This window comes from Rhizobium sp. BR 317 (assembly GCF_047445835.1).
In the GTDB taxonomy this organism is placed as follows: Bacteria; Pseudomonadota; Alphaproteobacteria; order Rhizobiales; family Rhizobiaceae; genus Rhizobium; species Rhizobium paranaense.
Genome location: NZ_JARWLB010000021.1, coordinates 1 through 15,671 on the forward strand (window position 1 = coordinate 1; position 15,671 = coordinate 15,671).

Genomic DNA, 15,671 nt, shown 5'->3' on the forward strand with positions numbered 1-15,671 from the left:
GGCTGTAATCGCGCTTGATGCTCTCGCTCATGGCTGCTTCCTGCCTCCCCGCGATGCGCAAACGCCGCACCGCCTCTGATGACGAAGAGGATAGGTCGAGTTTTCGCTTGCCTCAATGCGGCGATGATGGAATCTATCATATTCCATCACCACGCCATCTCATTCATGATGGAATACCTCAGGACCCCACCATGCGCCGACCAACTATTTCCGATCTCGCAAAAGCATCCGGCGTCAGTGTCGCAACCATTGACCGCGTACTGAACGGACGCCATCGCGTACGGGAGGAAACGGCCAAGCGTGTCTATGAGGCAGCGCAATCGATCGGGTACCATGCGGTCGGCTTGCTGCGGCAGCGTGTCTTTGAGGATCTGCCGCAATATCGATTGGGGTTCCTGCTGCAGAAACCGTTCCAACCCTTCTACCAGTCGTTTGCCAAGGAGATTGGCACGGCTGCACAGACGGTCGCCATCGCGCGCGTCCATGCACAGATTGATTTCGTCGCCGCGTCGACACCGACGGCAATTGTCGAGAAGCTGAAAGCCATGGCGACGCGGAACCAGGCGATCGCCCTCGTCGCCCCCGATTATCCCGCGGTGACGACGGCGGTGGAAGAACTGAAGGAAAAAGGCATACCGGTCTTTTCGCTATTATCCGACTTCGCGACAGGTGTGCGCGAAACCTATGTCGGCGTCGACAATCGCAAGGTCGGGCGCACCGCTGCCTGGACGATCGCCAGGTCTGCCCATCGTCGCGGCAAGGTCGCCTGCTTCGTCGGAAGCCACCGCTTTCATGGCCACGAACTGCGCGAAATCGGCTTTCGCTCCTATTTTCGCGAAAACGCTTCCGATTTCGAGGTGCTGGATACGCTGATCAATCTGGACACTGCCGAAATCACCCATGAGGCGACGCTCACCCTGCTGCAGAAACATCCCGATCTCATCGGCTTTTATGTCTGCGGCGGCGGCATGGAAGGCGCGATTTCCGCCATTCGCGAGGAAGGGCTTGCCGGCAAGCTCATCGTCGTCGTCAACGAATTGACACCGGAATCGAAGGCAGCACTCGCCGACGATGTCGTCACGATGGTTATAGGCACCCCTCTCTCCTCGCTCTGCAAGGAGCTGTTCAATCTGATGATCGGCGCCATCGAGCGCGGCGAAGCCGCAATCCCAGGACAATCCTTTCTGCCCTTCGACATTTTTGTCTCGGAGAACATTTAATGCATGTCGCGCAAAAGTGTGCGGCGGTTTTGCGAAAACGACATGCAAAAACAAGGAGCTCTAAAGCGTGGGAGCGAATCTGAAAGATCGCGACGAGCTTTAGCGTGATGAAATCACATCATCGGGCGGGATATTTCTATCATGGATGATGGGAGAAGCCGGCGCTTGCCTGTGGATCAACTGCATGATTCTCGCTAGTCATTCGCACATATGCACGGCCGGTCGACATCCCGTCAGGCCGGCCGCCAAGAGGAGGAATGCCTGCCATGAGTTCCATTCGTTTCGCGCTCAATCATATGTCCACCCCGGCCCTGAGCGTGGAATCGTTCTTCGCCGCGGCTAAAAGCCTCGGCATCGACAGCGTCGAAATCCGCAATGATTTGGCCAGCAATGCGATCCTGGACGGCACGCCGGCGGCAGCGGTCAAGGAGCTTGCGGCACGTTACGGGCTGACGATCATTTCGATCAACGCGCTGCAGCGTTTCAACGAGTGGAACGAGGCGCGCGCCAAGGAGGCGGCAGAACTCATCGGTTATGCGCGGGATTGCGGTGCAAAAGCGCTGGTCCTCGTCCCCGTCAATGACGGCAGCGGCCGCGAGCCTGAGGTGCGCAAGCAGAACCTCGTAACGGCATTGACGGCGCTGAAGCCGATGCTGGATGCCGCCGGGATCATTGGCCTGGTGGAACCGCTTGGCTTCGAGATCTGCTCGTTGCGCTCAAAGACCGAAGCTGCTGCTGCGATCGAAAACCTCGGCGCGCAATCGACCTTCCGTCTGGTTCACGACACCTTCCATCATCATCTCGCTGGCGAGGCAGCTACTTTCCCGGATCTCACCGGCTTGGTCCACATCTCCGGTGTCAGCGATGCCGCAGTGTCGGTTTCCGATATGCGCGATCCGCATCGCGTTCTGGTCGATGCCGGCGACCGTCTCGACAATGTCGGACAGATGCGGGCGCTGGTGTCAGCCGGTTATGCCGGCCCCTTCTCCTTCGAACCCTTTGCGCCGGAAGTGCATGCGCTGAAGGAGCCGGTTGAGGCATTGAAGGAAAGCATGGCATATCTGGCCGCGCACGTTTAATGACCGATTGACCAACGGGGCCACGGGGTCTCGTTGGTCAATCGCGCAAGCGCGGCTGATGGCTATGCCAGCCATGCTCTGACGGAATAATATGCAAATTTCCGAAGCGCAGGCCGCTTCTATTCCCTGCCCCTGAAGCGGCGCTGATAGGCGGGATCGTAGAGCGAGCTTTCGCGGAAATCGCTGGCGGCAAGCGACGGGCCTACGAAGATCAGCGCCGTGCGCTCGATCGGTTCGGCCGCCACCTTTGCCTCGATCGTGCCGAGGGTAGCCTGGAGAATGCGCTCATCCGGCCAGGAAGCTTTGACGACGATAGCGACCGGGCAATCTGCACCATAAAGCGGGGTCAATTCCTCGACCACTTGCCCGAGCGCATGGATCGCCAGATGGATGGCGAGCGTCGCACCCGTAGCGCCGAATTTTTCCAGGCTTTCATTGTTCGGCATCGGCGAGGCTCGGCCGGATACGCGGGTAAGCACAAGGCTTTGCGCCACGGCAGGAATGGTCAGCTCACGCCCGAGGGCGGACGCTGCCGCCGCAAAGGACGGAACGCCGGGGGTCAGCGTATAGGCGATGCCGTGCTTTTCCAGGCGGCGGATCTGCTCGGCGACGGCGCTCCAAACGGAGAGATCACCGGAATGCAAGCGGGCGACATCCTCGCCGGATGCTGCGGCCTTTAGATATTCGGCCTCGATCTCGTCCAGCGACATCGGCGCGGTATCGACGATACGGGCGCCAGGCGGGCAATATTGCAGGAGTTCCGGCGAGACGATCGAGCCGGCATAGAGGCAGACCGGGCATTTGCCGATCAAATCTCTGCCACGCACGGTGATCAAGTCCGCAGCCCCCGGCCCCGCTCCGATGAAATGCACCGTCATTCCGATACCTCGTTTCTCATTCTGATGGTTTGACCCAGGACCATTGCGTCACCGGCATCGCCGGCCGCCAGCCGGTCATGGTGCCGATGGGTGCTGCGCGGGCAATATCGATCCGAATCAGCGACCCGCCACGGCGGGCATGTTCGGCGAGCAGCATCGCTTCCATCTCGATCGTCACCGCATTGGCGACCAGCCGCCCGCCTGCCTTCAGCCCGGCAATGGCCGCGTCCATGACGCCCCCATCACTGCCGCCGCCGCCGATGAAGATCGCGTCCGGTGCCGGCAGACCGGCAAGAGCGTGCGGCGCCTGTCCTTCGACGATGGTCAGCCCTGGAACACCGAAATTTGCCGCATTGCGGCGGATACGAGCAGCGCGCTCGCCTGAAGATTCAATCGCGATGGCCCGCATCGAAGGGTGGGCCAGCATCCATTCCACGCCGACGGAGCCGGAGCCGGCGCCGATATCCCACAGCAATTCACCATGACGTGGCGCCAGCGCCGACAGGGTCATGGCCCTGATTTCCCGCTTTGTGATCTGACCGTCATGCTCGAACAGGCTGTCGTCCAGGCCGGCGCTGCGCGCCAGGATGCGTGCGTCCGTCGCCACGGCGACTTCGATGCCGCAAACATTCAGATCATTGATGCCGGAGAGCCTGAAATCGGCTGCCCGCTGCGTCGAAACTCGTTCATGTGGTCCGCCCAGCGCTTCGAGAACAGTGAGCGTTGATTGACCGAACCCAGCCTCCTGCAACAGGCGCGCCAGATCGGCGGGACCTTGGGCATCCGAAGTCAGGGCCAAAATTTTCCGGCCGGGATGAAGATGCGGGCGGACAAGGTCCAGCGGCCGGCCATGCAGGGAAAGAACGGTCACGTCCTGCAGCGGCCAGCCGAGGCGCGATGCGGCAAGGCTGAAAGAAGAGGGGGCGGGAATAACGGTCATCTCGGATGCAGGAACATGCCGCGAGAGCGTCGCACCGACCCCATAGTAGAAGGGATCGCCGGAGGCCAGAACAACGGTCGGCATTCCACGCCGAGCCAGTACGGCTTCGATGGATTTTTCGAAGGGGCTCAGCCAGCTATGCGCTTCGCCCTTGATCAGAGCCTGCATCAGTTCGATATGTCGCGTGCCGCCGAAGACGACGGGCGCGGCAGCAATTAACCGTTTGGCATCGTCGCCAAGCCCCGCTGGACCGTCTTCGCCGATGCCGATAAGAGTGAGCCAGCGTTGAGGGGAAGGCATCTCAGACATGGGCAAGACCCGCATTCTGATCTTGGGTGGTACGACGGAATCCCGTCAATTGGCGGAGGCGTTGGCGTCGCGCGCCGATCTCGACGTCGTGCTGTCGCTGGCGGGCAGAACCGTCGATCCGGCTCCGCAGCCGGTTCCCATGCGTAACGGTGGATTCGGCGGCGCAGAGGGCCTTGCACGCTACTTGACGGACGAAGCGATCGATCTGTTGATCGACGCAACCCATCCCTTCGCCGCCCGCATTTCCGCCAATGCCGCGGAAGCCGCTGCCTTGAGCAATATCCCTGCCTTCGCACTTCGCCGGCACGCCTGGCTGCCTGCTGAGGGCGATCATTGGCACTCGGTGCAAAGTGTTTCCAAGGCCATTGCGGCGCTCGGCCCCTCGCCTCGCCACGTTTTTCTGGCGATCGGCAGACAAGAGGCGCATCAGGCCAATGCGGCGCCCATTCATCACTATTGGGTACGCAGCGTCGACCCGGTCGAGCCGCCGCTGACGGTGCCCAACGTTACCTACATCCATGCCAAAGGTCCGTTCCGGCTGGAAGACGAGCTCGCCATGTTGCGGCAATATCGGATCGACGTGATCGTGACGAAGAACAGCGGCGGCAGTGCGACCTACGCGAAAATCGAGGCGGCGCGACAGCTCGGCATCGAAGTGATCATGATCGAGCGCGCACCCGCCGCCGATATGCCGGCAGTCGAGACTATCGAGGATGCGCAGCGTCGCATCGATCATCTTGCCGCGTCCTTGATGAAGCGTGGCGTATAGACCAGATCGGGTTTTGTTTCTCGAGCAATGACGCGCGTCTCGGCCGAACCGATGATGACACACGTCGCCATATCGGCGCTCGACGCGTCGGCATCCGCGAGCCTTGCAACTGTCATGCGCTCATCCGGGCGGCCCGCCGCACGACCGAAAATAACGGGAACCTCGGCGGGAAGAACGTCGCGCAGGATTTCGAAAGCCTTGCCGAGCTGCCAGGGACGAGCCTTGCTGATGGGATTATAGAGGGCGATCACAAGCCCTGCTTCCGCCACCAAACGCAGCCTATTTTCTATGATATCCCAGGGCTTTAGATTGTCCGACAGCGAGACGGCGCAGAAATCGTGCCCCAGGGGGGCGCCGATGCGAGCTGCGACGGCAAGCATGGCGGTGATGCCCGGCGCGACGACAAGATCGACATCCCGCCATTCGCTCGGCCCATTGTCGATCGCCTCGCACACCGCTGCCGCCATCGCAAAAACGCCGGGATCGCCGCCGGAGACGACGCAGACATTGACGCCGGTGATCGCGCGCTCCAGCGCTGCCTTGGCGCGATCCAGCTCCTCGCGATTGTCGGAGGCCTGGCGGATCTGATCCGGCCGCAGCGACAAGCGATCGAGATAGGGGCCGTAGCCGAAAAATTCCGTCGCGTCGGCCACTGCCGCCAGCGCTTCCGGGGTCATCTGCGCCGGGTTTCCGGGGCCGGTACCGATGACATAGAGACGACCGCTCATGGCTTGTCTTTCCAACCGGGAACAAGGATCAGCGAGAAATAGGGCGCTTCGGCGTCTCCTCTCTCCGCGAGTGGCGTCATCGCGCCGTTCGCCATCGTGCCGCGCTCGACATAGAGCGCCTCCTCGAGACGGCCGGCAGCTTCAAGAGCGCGCCGAATTTTAGGCAAATTGCGGCCGACCTTCATGATGACGGCCGCCTGCGTATCGCCGAGGCGACGGGCAAGTTCGGCTTCCGCTATGGTGCCCGGGAGCACGGATAGAACATCGTCCCCTTGCACCATCGGCAGGCCCGCCAATGACCAGCAGCCGGACATCGCTGTCACGCCAGGGATGACTTCCGTCGGATAACGATCGGCAAGCCGCACATGCAGATGCATATACGAACCGTAGAACAGCGGATCGCCTTCGCTGAGAACGGCGACCGTCTTGCCATCCTTAAGATAGGCGGCAACCATCTCGGCGGAGGCATCATAGAAATCGGTAATCTGGCTCTTGTAGTCCCCCTCGTTCTTGTCGATTTCCGTCGTCACGGGATAGTAGAGCGGTAGCAGGGTCACATCGGTTCTGAGCACATCCCCGACGACCGCGCGACCATTGCCATTTTTCCCCTGCTTGGCGAAATAGGCGACGACTTCCGCCTTCTCCAGGGCTTTGACGGCCTTGATGGTCAGCAGTTCCGGATCGCCGGGCCCGGTGCCGACGCCAATCAGCCGGCCAGTGGAATGCGCGCTCATAGTCCAGACCTCGCCAAAGCGTTGATCGCGGCGGCGGTGATGGCGCTGCCACCAAGACGGCCACGAACGATGGCATAGGGAACGCCATAGGAATGTTCCGCCAGCGCATCCTTGGATTCGGCGGCGCCTACGAACCCGACGGGCATGCCGATGATGGCGGCAGGCTTCGGTGCGCCGTCGCGCAGCATTTCGAGGAGATGGAACAACGCCGTCGGCGCATTGCCGATGGCAACGACTGCGCCCGCCAGACGATCTTTCCAGAGATGCATTGCCGCTGCCGAGCGGGTATTGCCGGTCGTCTTCGCCAGTTCCGCTGTGCGGGAATCATGCAGCGTGCAAATCACCTCATTGGCCGCCGGCAGGCGTGCGCGGGTAACGCCGTGGGCGACCATCTCGGCATCACAGAAGATCGGCGCGCCGTTGACAAGCGCCGTGCGGGCAGCCGCAACAAAATCGGGAGAGAACACGAAATGCTCCGATGCTTCGACGAGGCCGCAGGCATGAATCATGCGCACGGCAACATCAGCCTCGGCATCCGAAAACCGCGATAGATCGGCCTCGCTGCGGATGATTGCGAAGGAGCGCTCGTAGATCGCATTCCCCTCGCGGATATAATCATAATCAGGCATTCCTACCCCTGTCGTAGCGCTGTCACGATCGCGTCGGTGCCGAGCCGTGTAAGACACTCCTTCGTCGATTCGCCAGCAACTTTGTTGTTCCGCACCCGCCTGTTCATCTCAGCCAGGGCGAATTTTAGCTCTTCTTTTCCGATGTAGGCCACAGGCTCGCTCGATGCGGACCCATTTACGACAACCCCATAGCCCATTGGCGCACCGACGATGGTGATGGCACTATTGGCCGGATGGGCGCAGCCTTTGCGACAGCCGGAGAGATGGATCGTGAGCGAGCCGTCGAGCAGCTCGGGAGCCAGGTCGAGAAGATCCGCTGCTGCGGATTTCGTTGCGTAGAAGGCGGAAGCGCAAGCCCCAGCCCCGGCACAGACGTCCATGTGATTCGACGGATCATCGGCGCGCGTTCGAAAACCGCAATCTGCTGCAGCCAATTGAACGGCTTCTGCCGCCTGGACACCGAGACCCAGCACCAACATCGCATGTTCCGGCGCAGTGCGGATTTCGCTTGCTCCGGCAGCTTCGGCGATGGCGATGAAACGAAGAAGGTCTTTCGCCTGGATTTGCCCGAAAGATGGGTGCAGGCCGAGCGCGAGATGATCGCTGCCGAGAGGATGGATACCAATCGGCGAAACATGCTGCTCGGCAATGCCGAGTGCGCTAACGTCAAGCGAGCGGTATTTCATTCGCAGGCTGTCCACATCGAGATCACGGCCGCGCGCGCGTGGCCCGAGAAGGGCCAGCGCTTTCAGCAGATCGATGATGGCCAATTGTTCGACGGGAAAAGAGGCGATGACCTTCGCCGTTTGTGCCGTGCCACTGACAGCGAGATCCCATATGGTCGAATTATCAGCGGCTCTTGCCGCCCTCAACCGAATATCCGCGGAGATTGCATCGAGGTTCAGCCGCCCGCCGGCATCGATGATGATGGTCAGCTTGGGTGCCAATGCCGGCTGGGGATCGAGCGCGGCGATCTGCTGGCGAAGCAGAGCAGCCAAGTTGCGGGCATCGGCGATTTCCAGTGGGTCCAATCCGCTGAGCGGCGGGGTCTCGATCGTGACGCCTGTTTCGGGGATGATGCCGGCATGAGCGATATCCGCAGCGAGGCCAGCCATGCTTTCCGTGGTCATGCCGCGTAGCTGAAGATTGCCGCGTGCCGTGATTTCGAGCAGTCCGTTGCCATGCCTCTCAGCCGCTTGGGCGAGCGCTCGGAATTGCTCGATCGTAAGGCCCGGCGTCTTCGGACGCAGCCGCACGAGCAGTCCGTCACCGGTGATCATCGGGGCACTCAGTGAGGGGCAAGCGCCGCGTGCCATCGATTGTGCGTCCGGAACGCAGGCAATAGCGTCGATATTCTCCCCTGAGAGAATATTATGCCCTGCCATCATCTGCCTCTCGGTCACCGTCATCCGACCATCCTTCCCGAAGGAGATGTCCTTTACATAATCCTCATCGGCGGGCAAACAATTTGGCCGCGGCAGAGTACCTCATGCCTGATCGTCGAAATCCTGGCCTTTGCGCAGCAAATAGATATCCATGATCCAAGCATGCCTCGCCCGCGCCTCCGCCCGGGTCGCCATGATGCGGTCAGACACGTCGGCAAGCCGACCGGCGATGGTGATCTCATCCTCGGTGCCGAGATAGGCACCCCAGTAGATATAGGCATCGGGATCGTCGATCTTGCTGAACGCCTGCTCGCCGTCGAGCATGACGACGGCCGTCTCGACCACACCTGGAAAGCTCTCGGCCAGCCGGCGGCCCGTAGTGATCTGCACCGGCTTTCCAACAAGGTTGAGCGGGATCCGGTGGCTCGCTGTCAAAGCCTGGATGCTAGTGATTCCGGGGATGACGCTATAGCTGAGTGCAACGCGGTTCCGTGCCTTGACCCGCTCGATGATACGGATCGTGCTATCATAGAGGCTAGGATCGCCCCAGACGAGGAAGGCGGCGCTTCCCTGCTCCGCCATATGGTCCTGGAATAGCCGTTCGTAGGTCGACGAAATTTCGGCGTGCCAGTCATCGACGCTTTGTACGTAACTGCGATCCGCGGTCTGGCGCACCGGCACGGCATAGTCGACAAAGCGGACGGCCTTGTTCGTAACATAGCGCTGGCATATGTCTCTCCGCACATCGGCAAGCTCAGCCTTGGCCGTACCTTTGCTGGGAATGAAAATGACATCCGCATTGTTCAGCGTATTGATGGCCTGCACGGTCATATGCTCGGGATTGCCCGTTCCGATGCCGACAAGATAGATGTGTCTCATTTCCTCGCCCTCGTTCTTCCGGCTGTTTGCCGGAAGCGGAAGGGCATTTCAAGTGTGGTGGCAATCAAGTTGGCCGCGATAGGCGACAACGTGCATTTCTAACTCAGCTTTTGTCGCCCATAGAGCAGCAGCATGCAGATGATGACGACGCCATAGATGAGCTGCCGTCCGGCTTCTTCGATCTGCATGACGGAGAGGATGGATTGGAGAAGGGTAATCAGGATGACGCCGGCGACGGTTCCGAGATACGATCCCTTGCCGCCGAGCACATGCGTACCCCCGAGGACCACCGCCGCAATCGACGGCAAAAGATAAGCGTCCCCCATCGATTGCGACGCCTTGGAGGCGTAGCCGGCCAGCAACACACCGCCCAGGGCGCTGAGCCCGCCGGACATCAAGAATGCCAGCAAAGTGATGCGGCGCGTGTCGATCCCCGACATATAGGCCGCTCTCTCCCGGTTTCCGATCGCATATAGCGAACGGCCGAATGTGGTTCTCACAAGCAGGAAAACGGCGAAAAGGCCGACAACCAGCCACACAAGCACACCATTCGGAATTGGGGATATGACATAGCCGGTTGCGAGAAAACGCATCGCCGGCGACGCCGCATCCTGGGGCGCGAACCCGCCGGTGTAGACGACCATCAAACCCTGCACGACCGCGTTCGTCGCAAGCGTGATAATCATCGACGGGATGCGCAAGTAGGCAACCGCGAGGCCGTTGACCGCACCGATCACCGCGCCGCACAGGATTCCGAACGGAATGGCAAAAAAAGATCCGACACTGCCATAGGCAGTTGCCGCGCAAGCCATCATCGCCCCGGCGGCAACGACCCAGGGAACGGAGAGGTCGATCTGCCCGATGAGAATGACCATCATCATGCCGGTCGCTATGACGCCGAGAAACGAAGCGACCTTCAATTGCTGCAGCAGATAGTCCGGCGACAGGAAATTCGATGAATAGATGGAGCCGCCGAGAAGCAGCAGCAGGATGCAACCGAAAGCGATTGCCACCGCCGGATCGATGCGACGCAAGCGCGCGGGTATGCTGGATCGCTGCATGAGAGACACATCCTCGCTCATTGAAACCACTCCAGGCGGTTGCGAACCCGGGCCAGACCCATGCAGCCGATGCTGATCGCCAGCATGAGTACCACGCCCTGGAACAGGGGTTGCCACAGAGGGTCAAGATCGAAGACGAACAGTAGATCGCCGATCGTCCGGAAAGCCAATGCGCCGAAGACGGCACCGACTGCGCCACCTTTTCCACCCGCCAGCGAAACGCCGCCAAGCACTACAGCGGCGATCGAATAAAGCGTGTAGGCATTGCCGCTCGCGAATGCGGCTTCGCCGGTATAGGAAAAGAAGGTCAGGTAGAGCCCGCCGATGGCGGACATCAATCCTGCCAGTGCATAGGCTGCGAATTTCGCACGCTTGATCGGCATGCCGGACATGTAGGCGGCGTTTTCGGCGGACCCTGCTGCATAGGCAGCGCGGCCCAAAATCGACCGGCTGAACGGGATCCAGAAGATCAAAAGGGCGGCGGCAAGCACGACCAGACTTGCAGGAAAGACATCAAAAAGCTTGGAGGTAAAAGCATCAGCCAGCGTCTCGTTCACCGCACCGCCGGGCGTCGGACGCAATATCAGGGCCAATCCAAAGAAGATTGCGCTTGTCGCGATTGTGGTCACGATCGGCTGCAGCCGCCCGAAGATGATGATCAGCCCGTTCAGCATGCCACAGGCGAGCCCCGTCAAAAGAACGGCGACAACGCCCAAAGCAGTCTCAAACGGCGTTCCAACGACAAGCCACGAGGCCAGGCAATTGCAGAGAATGAGGATCATGCCGACCGAAAGATCGATGCCGGCAGTAATGACCACAAAACATTGCGCCATCGCGACGAAGGCCAGCAATGCCGCCTTGTTCGACGCGGTCTGTACGACATTCGGGGTAAATCCCGCCGGATGGTTCGAGACGTAAATCACGAACATGACGGCAAAGAGCGCCGCGGCCAACAGCGTCCCCTTGTGTTGCGCATACCAGAAGCGCCATTCGCCGTGTGGTATCTCTTTCATTGGCCGACCTTCTGTTCTGTCAGGTGTGCTCCGATGTTGAGCGCACTGCCAATCAATTCGCGTTCATTGATATTAGAGCCTTCCAGCACCCGGACGATACTGCCGTCGTACATCACCAGCACTCGATCGCAGCAGCCGATCAGCTCGTCATAGTCGGTGGAATAGAAGATGAGCGCGACGCCGGCCTCCGCGAGCTTGCGGAGCAAGACGTAGATCTCCTGTTTGGTACCGACATCGATCCCTCGCGTCGGGTCGTTCAGCAAAACGATCTTCGGCCGGTTCATCAGCCACTTGGCAATGACAACCTTCTGCTGATTTCCACCGGAAAGCGCTCCGACCGGCATGTCGATGGTCGCGGCCTTGATCGCCAGCAGCTTGAGGAGTTCGTCGATCCTGCTGGCCTCAGCGGCGCGGTCGATCACGCCCCTGCTCGACACGCTGTCGAGTGCTGCAATCGACAGATTTTCGCGCACGGTCATGGGCAACATCAGCCCTTCAGTCTTGCGGTCTTCCGGGATCAGCGCGATCGACGTTTCGCCGGATTTTGCCTGTTTCGGACTTTTCATCGTCACGCTTCGGCCCGCAATCTGCACATCGCCCCGTACGTCGCGCAGCACACCGAACAGCGCCAGCAGCAGCTCCCGTTGCCCCTGCCCGTCCAGTCCGCCGAGGCCAACGATCTCGCCCGGCCGGACATCGAAGCTGATGGCGGAGAGCCGATCGCCCCAGGAAAGATCCCGGCAGGAAAGGATCGGTGCAAGTCCGTTCTCGGCTGCGTGTTTCGGTGGAAAGACGCTCGTATATTCGCGTCCGATCATCAGCTCGATCACCTGATGGTCGCTCTTCGTCCCGGCCGGATAGGATTCAATGCTACGCCCATTGCGAAAGACGGTGCACTCATCCGCCAGTTGGGCAATCTCATGCATGCGATGCGAAATATAGATGAGCGCCATGCCCTCGGAGCGCAGCCGCTTCAGCACGCTGAACACCTTTTCGACGTCGGGTTGGGTCAATGCCGACGTTGCTTCGTCGAGGATCATGATCCTCGGCTTACGAGCGAGCGCCTTGGCAATCTCGACCATCTGGCGGCGAGAGAGCGGCAAATCCTTGACGAGAGAGGACGGGTGGATATCGGAAGCGCCGGCACGCGCCAGGGCTTCTTCAGCGATCTGCCGCTGCCTGCGACGGTCAATCATACCGAACCGCAATGGCGGATTGCTGATGACGACATTGTCGGCCACGGACAAATCCGGGACCAGCGACAACTCCTGGAAGACGCAGACGATGCCTGCGCTGTTGGCCGCGGCAGGCGTGGAAAAAGACACCTCTTTGCCGTCGAACACCATACGCCCCTCGTCCGCGGCGACGACTCCCGCCATGATCTTGATGAGGGTCGATTTGCCTGCGCCATTCTCACCGAGAACGGCGTGTATGGCTCCCGGCCGAATGACGATGTTGGCTTCTTTCAGCGCGACGACACCGCCATAGCGCTTGGATATGCCTTCCATCCGGAAAAACGGTTCGGATAAACTCACGCCCCAACCTCCCATCGGGTGCCGCAAGAACGAGGCTGCGGACACGATGGTCCGCAGTCAAGCGTCGGAAACAAAGGTAACTATTGATTTTCCTTTGTCTGCCCCATGATCTCCTGAGCCGTGAAATTGATCCCGCAGGTTGGGAAGGAATTGCCGACGAAGAAGTTATCGGACTGCTTGGGATAATAATCCTGGCCTTCCTTGAAATCCGGATCAGAGACGAGAGCGGTCGGCAGCTTCACGGCCTGGGGGATAACTTGACCTTCCAGAGCAGCAATCGCTGTCTTGATTGCAACCGCAACCTGAGCCGGTCCGGTTCCCGCCGATGCGCATTTCAGGCCGTCGGCCGAATGTGCAGCGCAAAGCTTGCGGAAGCCGTTTTCCGTCTCGCCGCCGAAGACCACGAAGGGATGCTTGGCATCCATCATTGCCTGCACGACGCCGGTGTCGCCACCCTGCGCCGTGATACCGTCGAAGGGACCGTTGGTGGCGATGGCGTCGGCTGTCGCCTTCTGCGCGACGCCGTCATCCCATTTGCCGACAACTTCCGTCACATTGAACTTCTTGCCGGACGCATCCAACGTCTCCTTGATGCCGTTGTGGCGATCGGTATCGACGGAGGTGCCGGCAACCCCTCGCACCTCGAGAACCTTGCCGCCATTGGGCATGTGTTTCACAAGCCAATCGGCCCAGATGACACCGAGACCCTTTTGGTCGACATTGACGTTGATGGCGTCCTTGGTATCGAGGATGTTGTCGAAGGCAACCAGGATGACACCGGCCTGCTTGGCTCGTTTGATGACAGGGCCGAAGGCGGTCGGGTTCTGCGCATCCACGACGATAGCATCGTAGCCTGCATCTATGAAATTGTTGATTGCCGATATCTGGGCGGGAACGTCTTCGCCCGTCGACACGACCTTGAATTCCTTCAGCTTGGCTGCAACATCGGGTTGCGCCGCATAAGCCTTGGCCGTCTGCACCATCTGAATGCGCCAGGTATTGGCGATATAGCCGTTGGCGAGTGCGATCCGGTAGGGGCCTTGTTTTTTCGGGAATTGCAGAAACTGCGTATCGGCTGCCCAGGGCGTCATGCATTTCGGATCGCCCGCGGGGCCGGAGACGACCTTTGGTTCTGCATAGGCGACGCCACTAAGCAACGCAATGAACGGTATGGAAAACACGGCGATCCGAGCGGATCTTACTTTGATAGCTTTCGGCATAGAAGTCCTCCTCCTCGGGCGAATTGACCCGCCCTTTTATTTTTGATCGGCATGATTGAATCCGGAAAAAGGCTCCATCCCATCCTTTCCGGATTTGTCGAAGCGTAACATGGTTGACAGCGCTGTCAAATTCTAATTGCTAGCGCTGTCATCCATGAAGTATTTATAGATATTCTTATTCTGGAGAACTCGAATTCAACAACATGTGAACGATACTTGATGCGCCGAATAACCTTGGATGATGTTGCAAACCTGGCTGGCGTCAGCCCCATCACCGTATCCCGCGTTCTAAGAAAGCCCGGGGCGGTGTCGGAGGGATTGCGCCTGCGCGTCCATGCGGCGGTAAACCAACTCGGTTATGTCCCGAATGTTGCAGCAAGCAGACTTGCCTCGTCGCGCACCCACACGATCGGGGTGATCGTGCCGACCCTCTACAACGTGATCTTCGCCGAATACCTTTTTGCCCTGCATGAAGTTCTGATCGATGCCGGCTTCCAGGTACTGGTCGTCAACAGCCGCTATTCCGAAATCGAAGAGGAAAACGCCATCAAAGCGCTGCTGGGGCAAAGGGTCGAAGCGATCATCATCGCCGGTATTCACCACACCGCGCTTTCGAGGCAGCTTCTCACTCAAGCAAACCTGCCGGTCGTCGAAACCTTCGAACTTTCCGACGACCCGATAAATCTCAACATCGGCATGTCTCAGGAACATGCCGGCTACGTGGCGACCCGCCATCTTATCGAGCGTGGCTTTCGTCGGATCGCGTTTCTCACCGGCAATCTCGACCACCGCGCCCAGTCGCGTTTCGATGGGTATCACAAGGCCATGCGAGATGCAGACCTACCAAGCGCGGAAATCATCGCCCCAAAGCCGCGCCACAGCTCAGTTGCGCTGGGATCGGAACTCTTCGCCATGGCGCATGAATGCGGCAATGTTCCCGAGGCCATATTCTGCACTGATGACAGCCTGGCCCTTGGCGCGATGCAGGAATGCCGCAAGCGTGGCATCCGGGTGCCGGACGACATATCGATTATCGGGTTTCACGATCTCGAATTTGCAGCCTGCGTTTCCCCGTCGCTCTCCTCCATCGCGACGCGACGCTATGAAACCGGAAAGCTTGCGGCGGAGAAAGTTCTTGCGGCGCTAGAAGCGGGGGCCAAGCCCGACATGGAGCAAACGGACCTCGGATTTGCACTGTTGCCCCGCGAGAGCACTAGCGGCTGAATTCGCCTCGTCCACAATAGCGCGCCGAGCATCACCACTGCGGAGGCTGCGCCATGTACGATCGCGGA

15 protein-coding genes are annotated in these 15,671 nt (G+C 60.0%); 4 read left to right on the forward strand and 11 right to left on the reverse strand.

What is annotated here, in order from left to right:
• Nucleotides 1–191 precede the first annotated feature (191 nt).
• Nucleotides 192–1,220, forward strand: coding sequence for a LacI family DNA-binding transcriptional regulator (locus QD357_RS25770; protein WP_183938218.1), 1,029 nt, complete (start codon nucleotides 192–194; stop codon nucleotides 1,218–1,220).
• 266 nt (nucleotides 1,221–1,486) lie between these two features.
• Nucleotides 1,487–2,299: a TIM barrel protein gene (locus QD357_RS25775; protein ID WP_183938219.1), complete on the forward strand. Its 813-nt coding sequence runs from the start codon at nucleotides 1,487–1,489 to the stop codon at nucleotides 2,297–2,299.
• A 119-nt stretch (nucleotides 2,300–2,418) separates the two neighbouring features.
• On the opposite strand, the gene cobM is transcribed toward QD357_RS25775, so the two are convergent.
• On the reverse strand, nucleotides 2,419–3,177 hold the full coding sequence (cobM, locus tag QD357_RS25780; protein WP_183938220.1) for a precorrin-4 C(11)-methyltransferase: 759 nt from the start codon (nucleotides 3,175–3,177) through the stop codon (nucleotides 2,419–2,421).
• Nucleotides 3,178–3,193: 16 nt separating this feature from the next.
• Entirely contained in the window at nucleotides 3,194–4,441 is a 1,248-nt protein-coding gene (gene cbiE, locus QD357_RS25785; RefSeq protein WP_414125322.1) for a precorrin-6y C5,15-methyltransferase (decarboxylating) subunit CbiE, read from the reverse strand.
• On the opposite strand from cbiE, the gene QD357_RS25790 reads away from it, so the two are divergent.
• Nucleotides 4,425–5,195, forward strand: a complete 771-nt coding sequence (locus QD357_RS25790) for a cobalt-precorrin-6A reductase (RefSeq protein ID WP_414125323.1) — start codon at nucleotides 4,425–4,427, stop codon at nucleotides 5,193–5,195. The two genes, cbiE and QD357_RS25790, sit on opposite strands and share 17 nt — an antisense overlap.
• Here QD357_RS25790 and QD357_RS25795 read toward each other — a convergent pair.
• The 9 genes from QD357_RS25795 to QD357_RS25835 all read right to left on the reverse strand — a co-directional run bounded on the left by QD357_RS25795 (nucleotide 5,159) and on the right by QD357_RS25835 (nucleotide 14,379).
• Nucleotides 5,159–5,923, reverse strand: a complete 765-nt coding sequence (locus tag QD357_RS25795; RefSeq protein WP_414125324.1) for a precorrin-3B C(17)-methyltransferase — start codon at nucleotides 5,921–5,923, stop codon at nucleotides 5,159–5,161. The genes QD357_RS25790 and QD357_RS25795 overlap by 37 nt on opposite strands.
• A complete protein-coding gene (locus QD357_RS25800) occupies nucleotides 5,920–6,657 on the reverse strand; it encodes a precorrin-2 C(20)-methyltransferase (RefSeq protein WP_183938224.1) in 738 nt (245 codons plus the stop codon). The genes QD357_RS25795 and QD357_RS25800 overlap by 4 nt, the downstream gene beginning before the upstream one ends.
• Nucleotides 6,654–7,286 carry a precorrin-8X methylmutase gene (locus tag QD357_RS25805; RefSeq protein WP_183938225.1) on the reverse strand — a complete coding sequence of 211 codons (633 nt, stop codon included), beginning with the start codon at nucleotides 7,284–7,286 and terminating at the stop codon, nucleotides 6,654–6,656. Before QD357_RS25805 ends, QD357_RS25800 begins: the two co-directional genes overlap by 4 nt.
• A gap of 2 nt (nucleotides 7,287–7,288) precedes the next feature.
• A complete protein-coding gene (cobG, locus tag QD357_RS25810; RefSeq protein WP_414125325.1) occupies nucleotides 7,289–8,695 on the reverse strand; it encodes a precorrin-3B synthase in 1,407 nt (468 codons plus the stop codon).
• A 78-nt stretch (nucleotides 8,696–8,773) separates the two neighbouring features.
• Nucleotides 8,774–9,550, reverse strand: coding sequence for a precorrin-6A synthase (deacetylating) (cobF, locus tag QD357_RS25815; RefSeq protein ID WP_414125326.1), 777 nt, complete (start codon nucleotides 9,548–9,550; stop codon nucleotides 8,774–8,776).
• A 98-nt stretch (nucleotides 9,551–9,648) separates the two neighbouring features.
• The gene (locus QD357_RS25820) at nucleotides 9,649–10,632 is read right to left on the reverse strand and encodes an ABC transporter permease (protein ID WP_414125327.1); all 984 of its coding nucleotides are present in this window, start codon (nucleotides 10,630–10,632) and stop codon (nucleotides 9,649–9,651) included.
• The gene (locus tag QD357_RS25825) at nucleotides 10,629–11,624 is read right to left on the reverse strand and encodes an ABC transporter permease (RefSeq protein ID WP_183938229.1); all 996 of its coding nucleotides are present in this window, start codon (nucleotides 11,622–11,624) and stop codon (nucleotides 10,629–10,631) included. Before QD357_RS25825 ends, QD357_RS25820 begins: the two co-directional genes overlap by 4 nt.
• Nucleotides 11,621–13,159, reverse strand: coding sequence for a sugar ABC transporter ATP-binding protein (locus tag QD357_RS25830; RefSeq protein ID WP_414125328.1), 1,539 nt, complete (start codon nucleotides 13,157–13,159; stop codon nucleotides 11,621–11,623). Before QD357_RS25830 ends, QD357_RS25825 begins: the two co-directional genes overlap by 4 nt.
• Nucleotides 13,160–13,239: 80 nt before the next feature.
• The gene (locus QD357_RS25835) at nucleotides 13,240–14,379 is read right to left on the reverse strand and encodes a sugar ABC transporter substrate-binding protein (RefSeq protein WP_183938231.1); all 1,140 of its coding nucleotides are present in this window, start codon (nucleotides 14,377–14,379) and stop codon (nucleotides 13,240–13,242) included.
• Between the two features lie 219 nt (nucleotides 14,380–14,598).
• On the opposite strand from QD357_RS25835, the gene QD357_RS25840 reads away from it, so the two are divergent.
• On the forward strand, nucleotides 14,599–15,603 hold the full coding sequence (locus QD357_RS25840) for a LacI family DNA-binding transcriptional regulator (RefSeq protein ID WP_414125329.1): 1,005 nt from the start codon (nucleotides 14,599–14,601) through the stop codon (nucleotides 15,601–15,603).
• Nucleotides 15,604–15,671 lie beyond the last annotated feature (68 nt).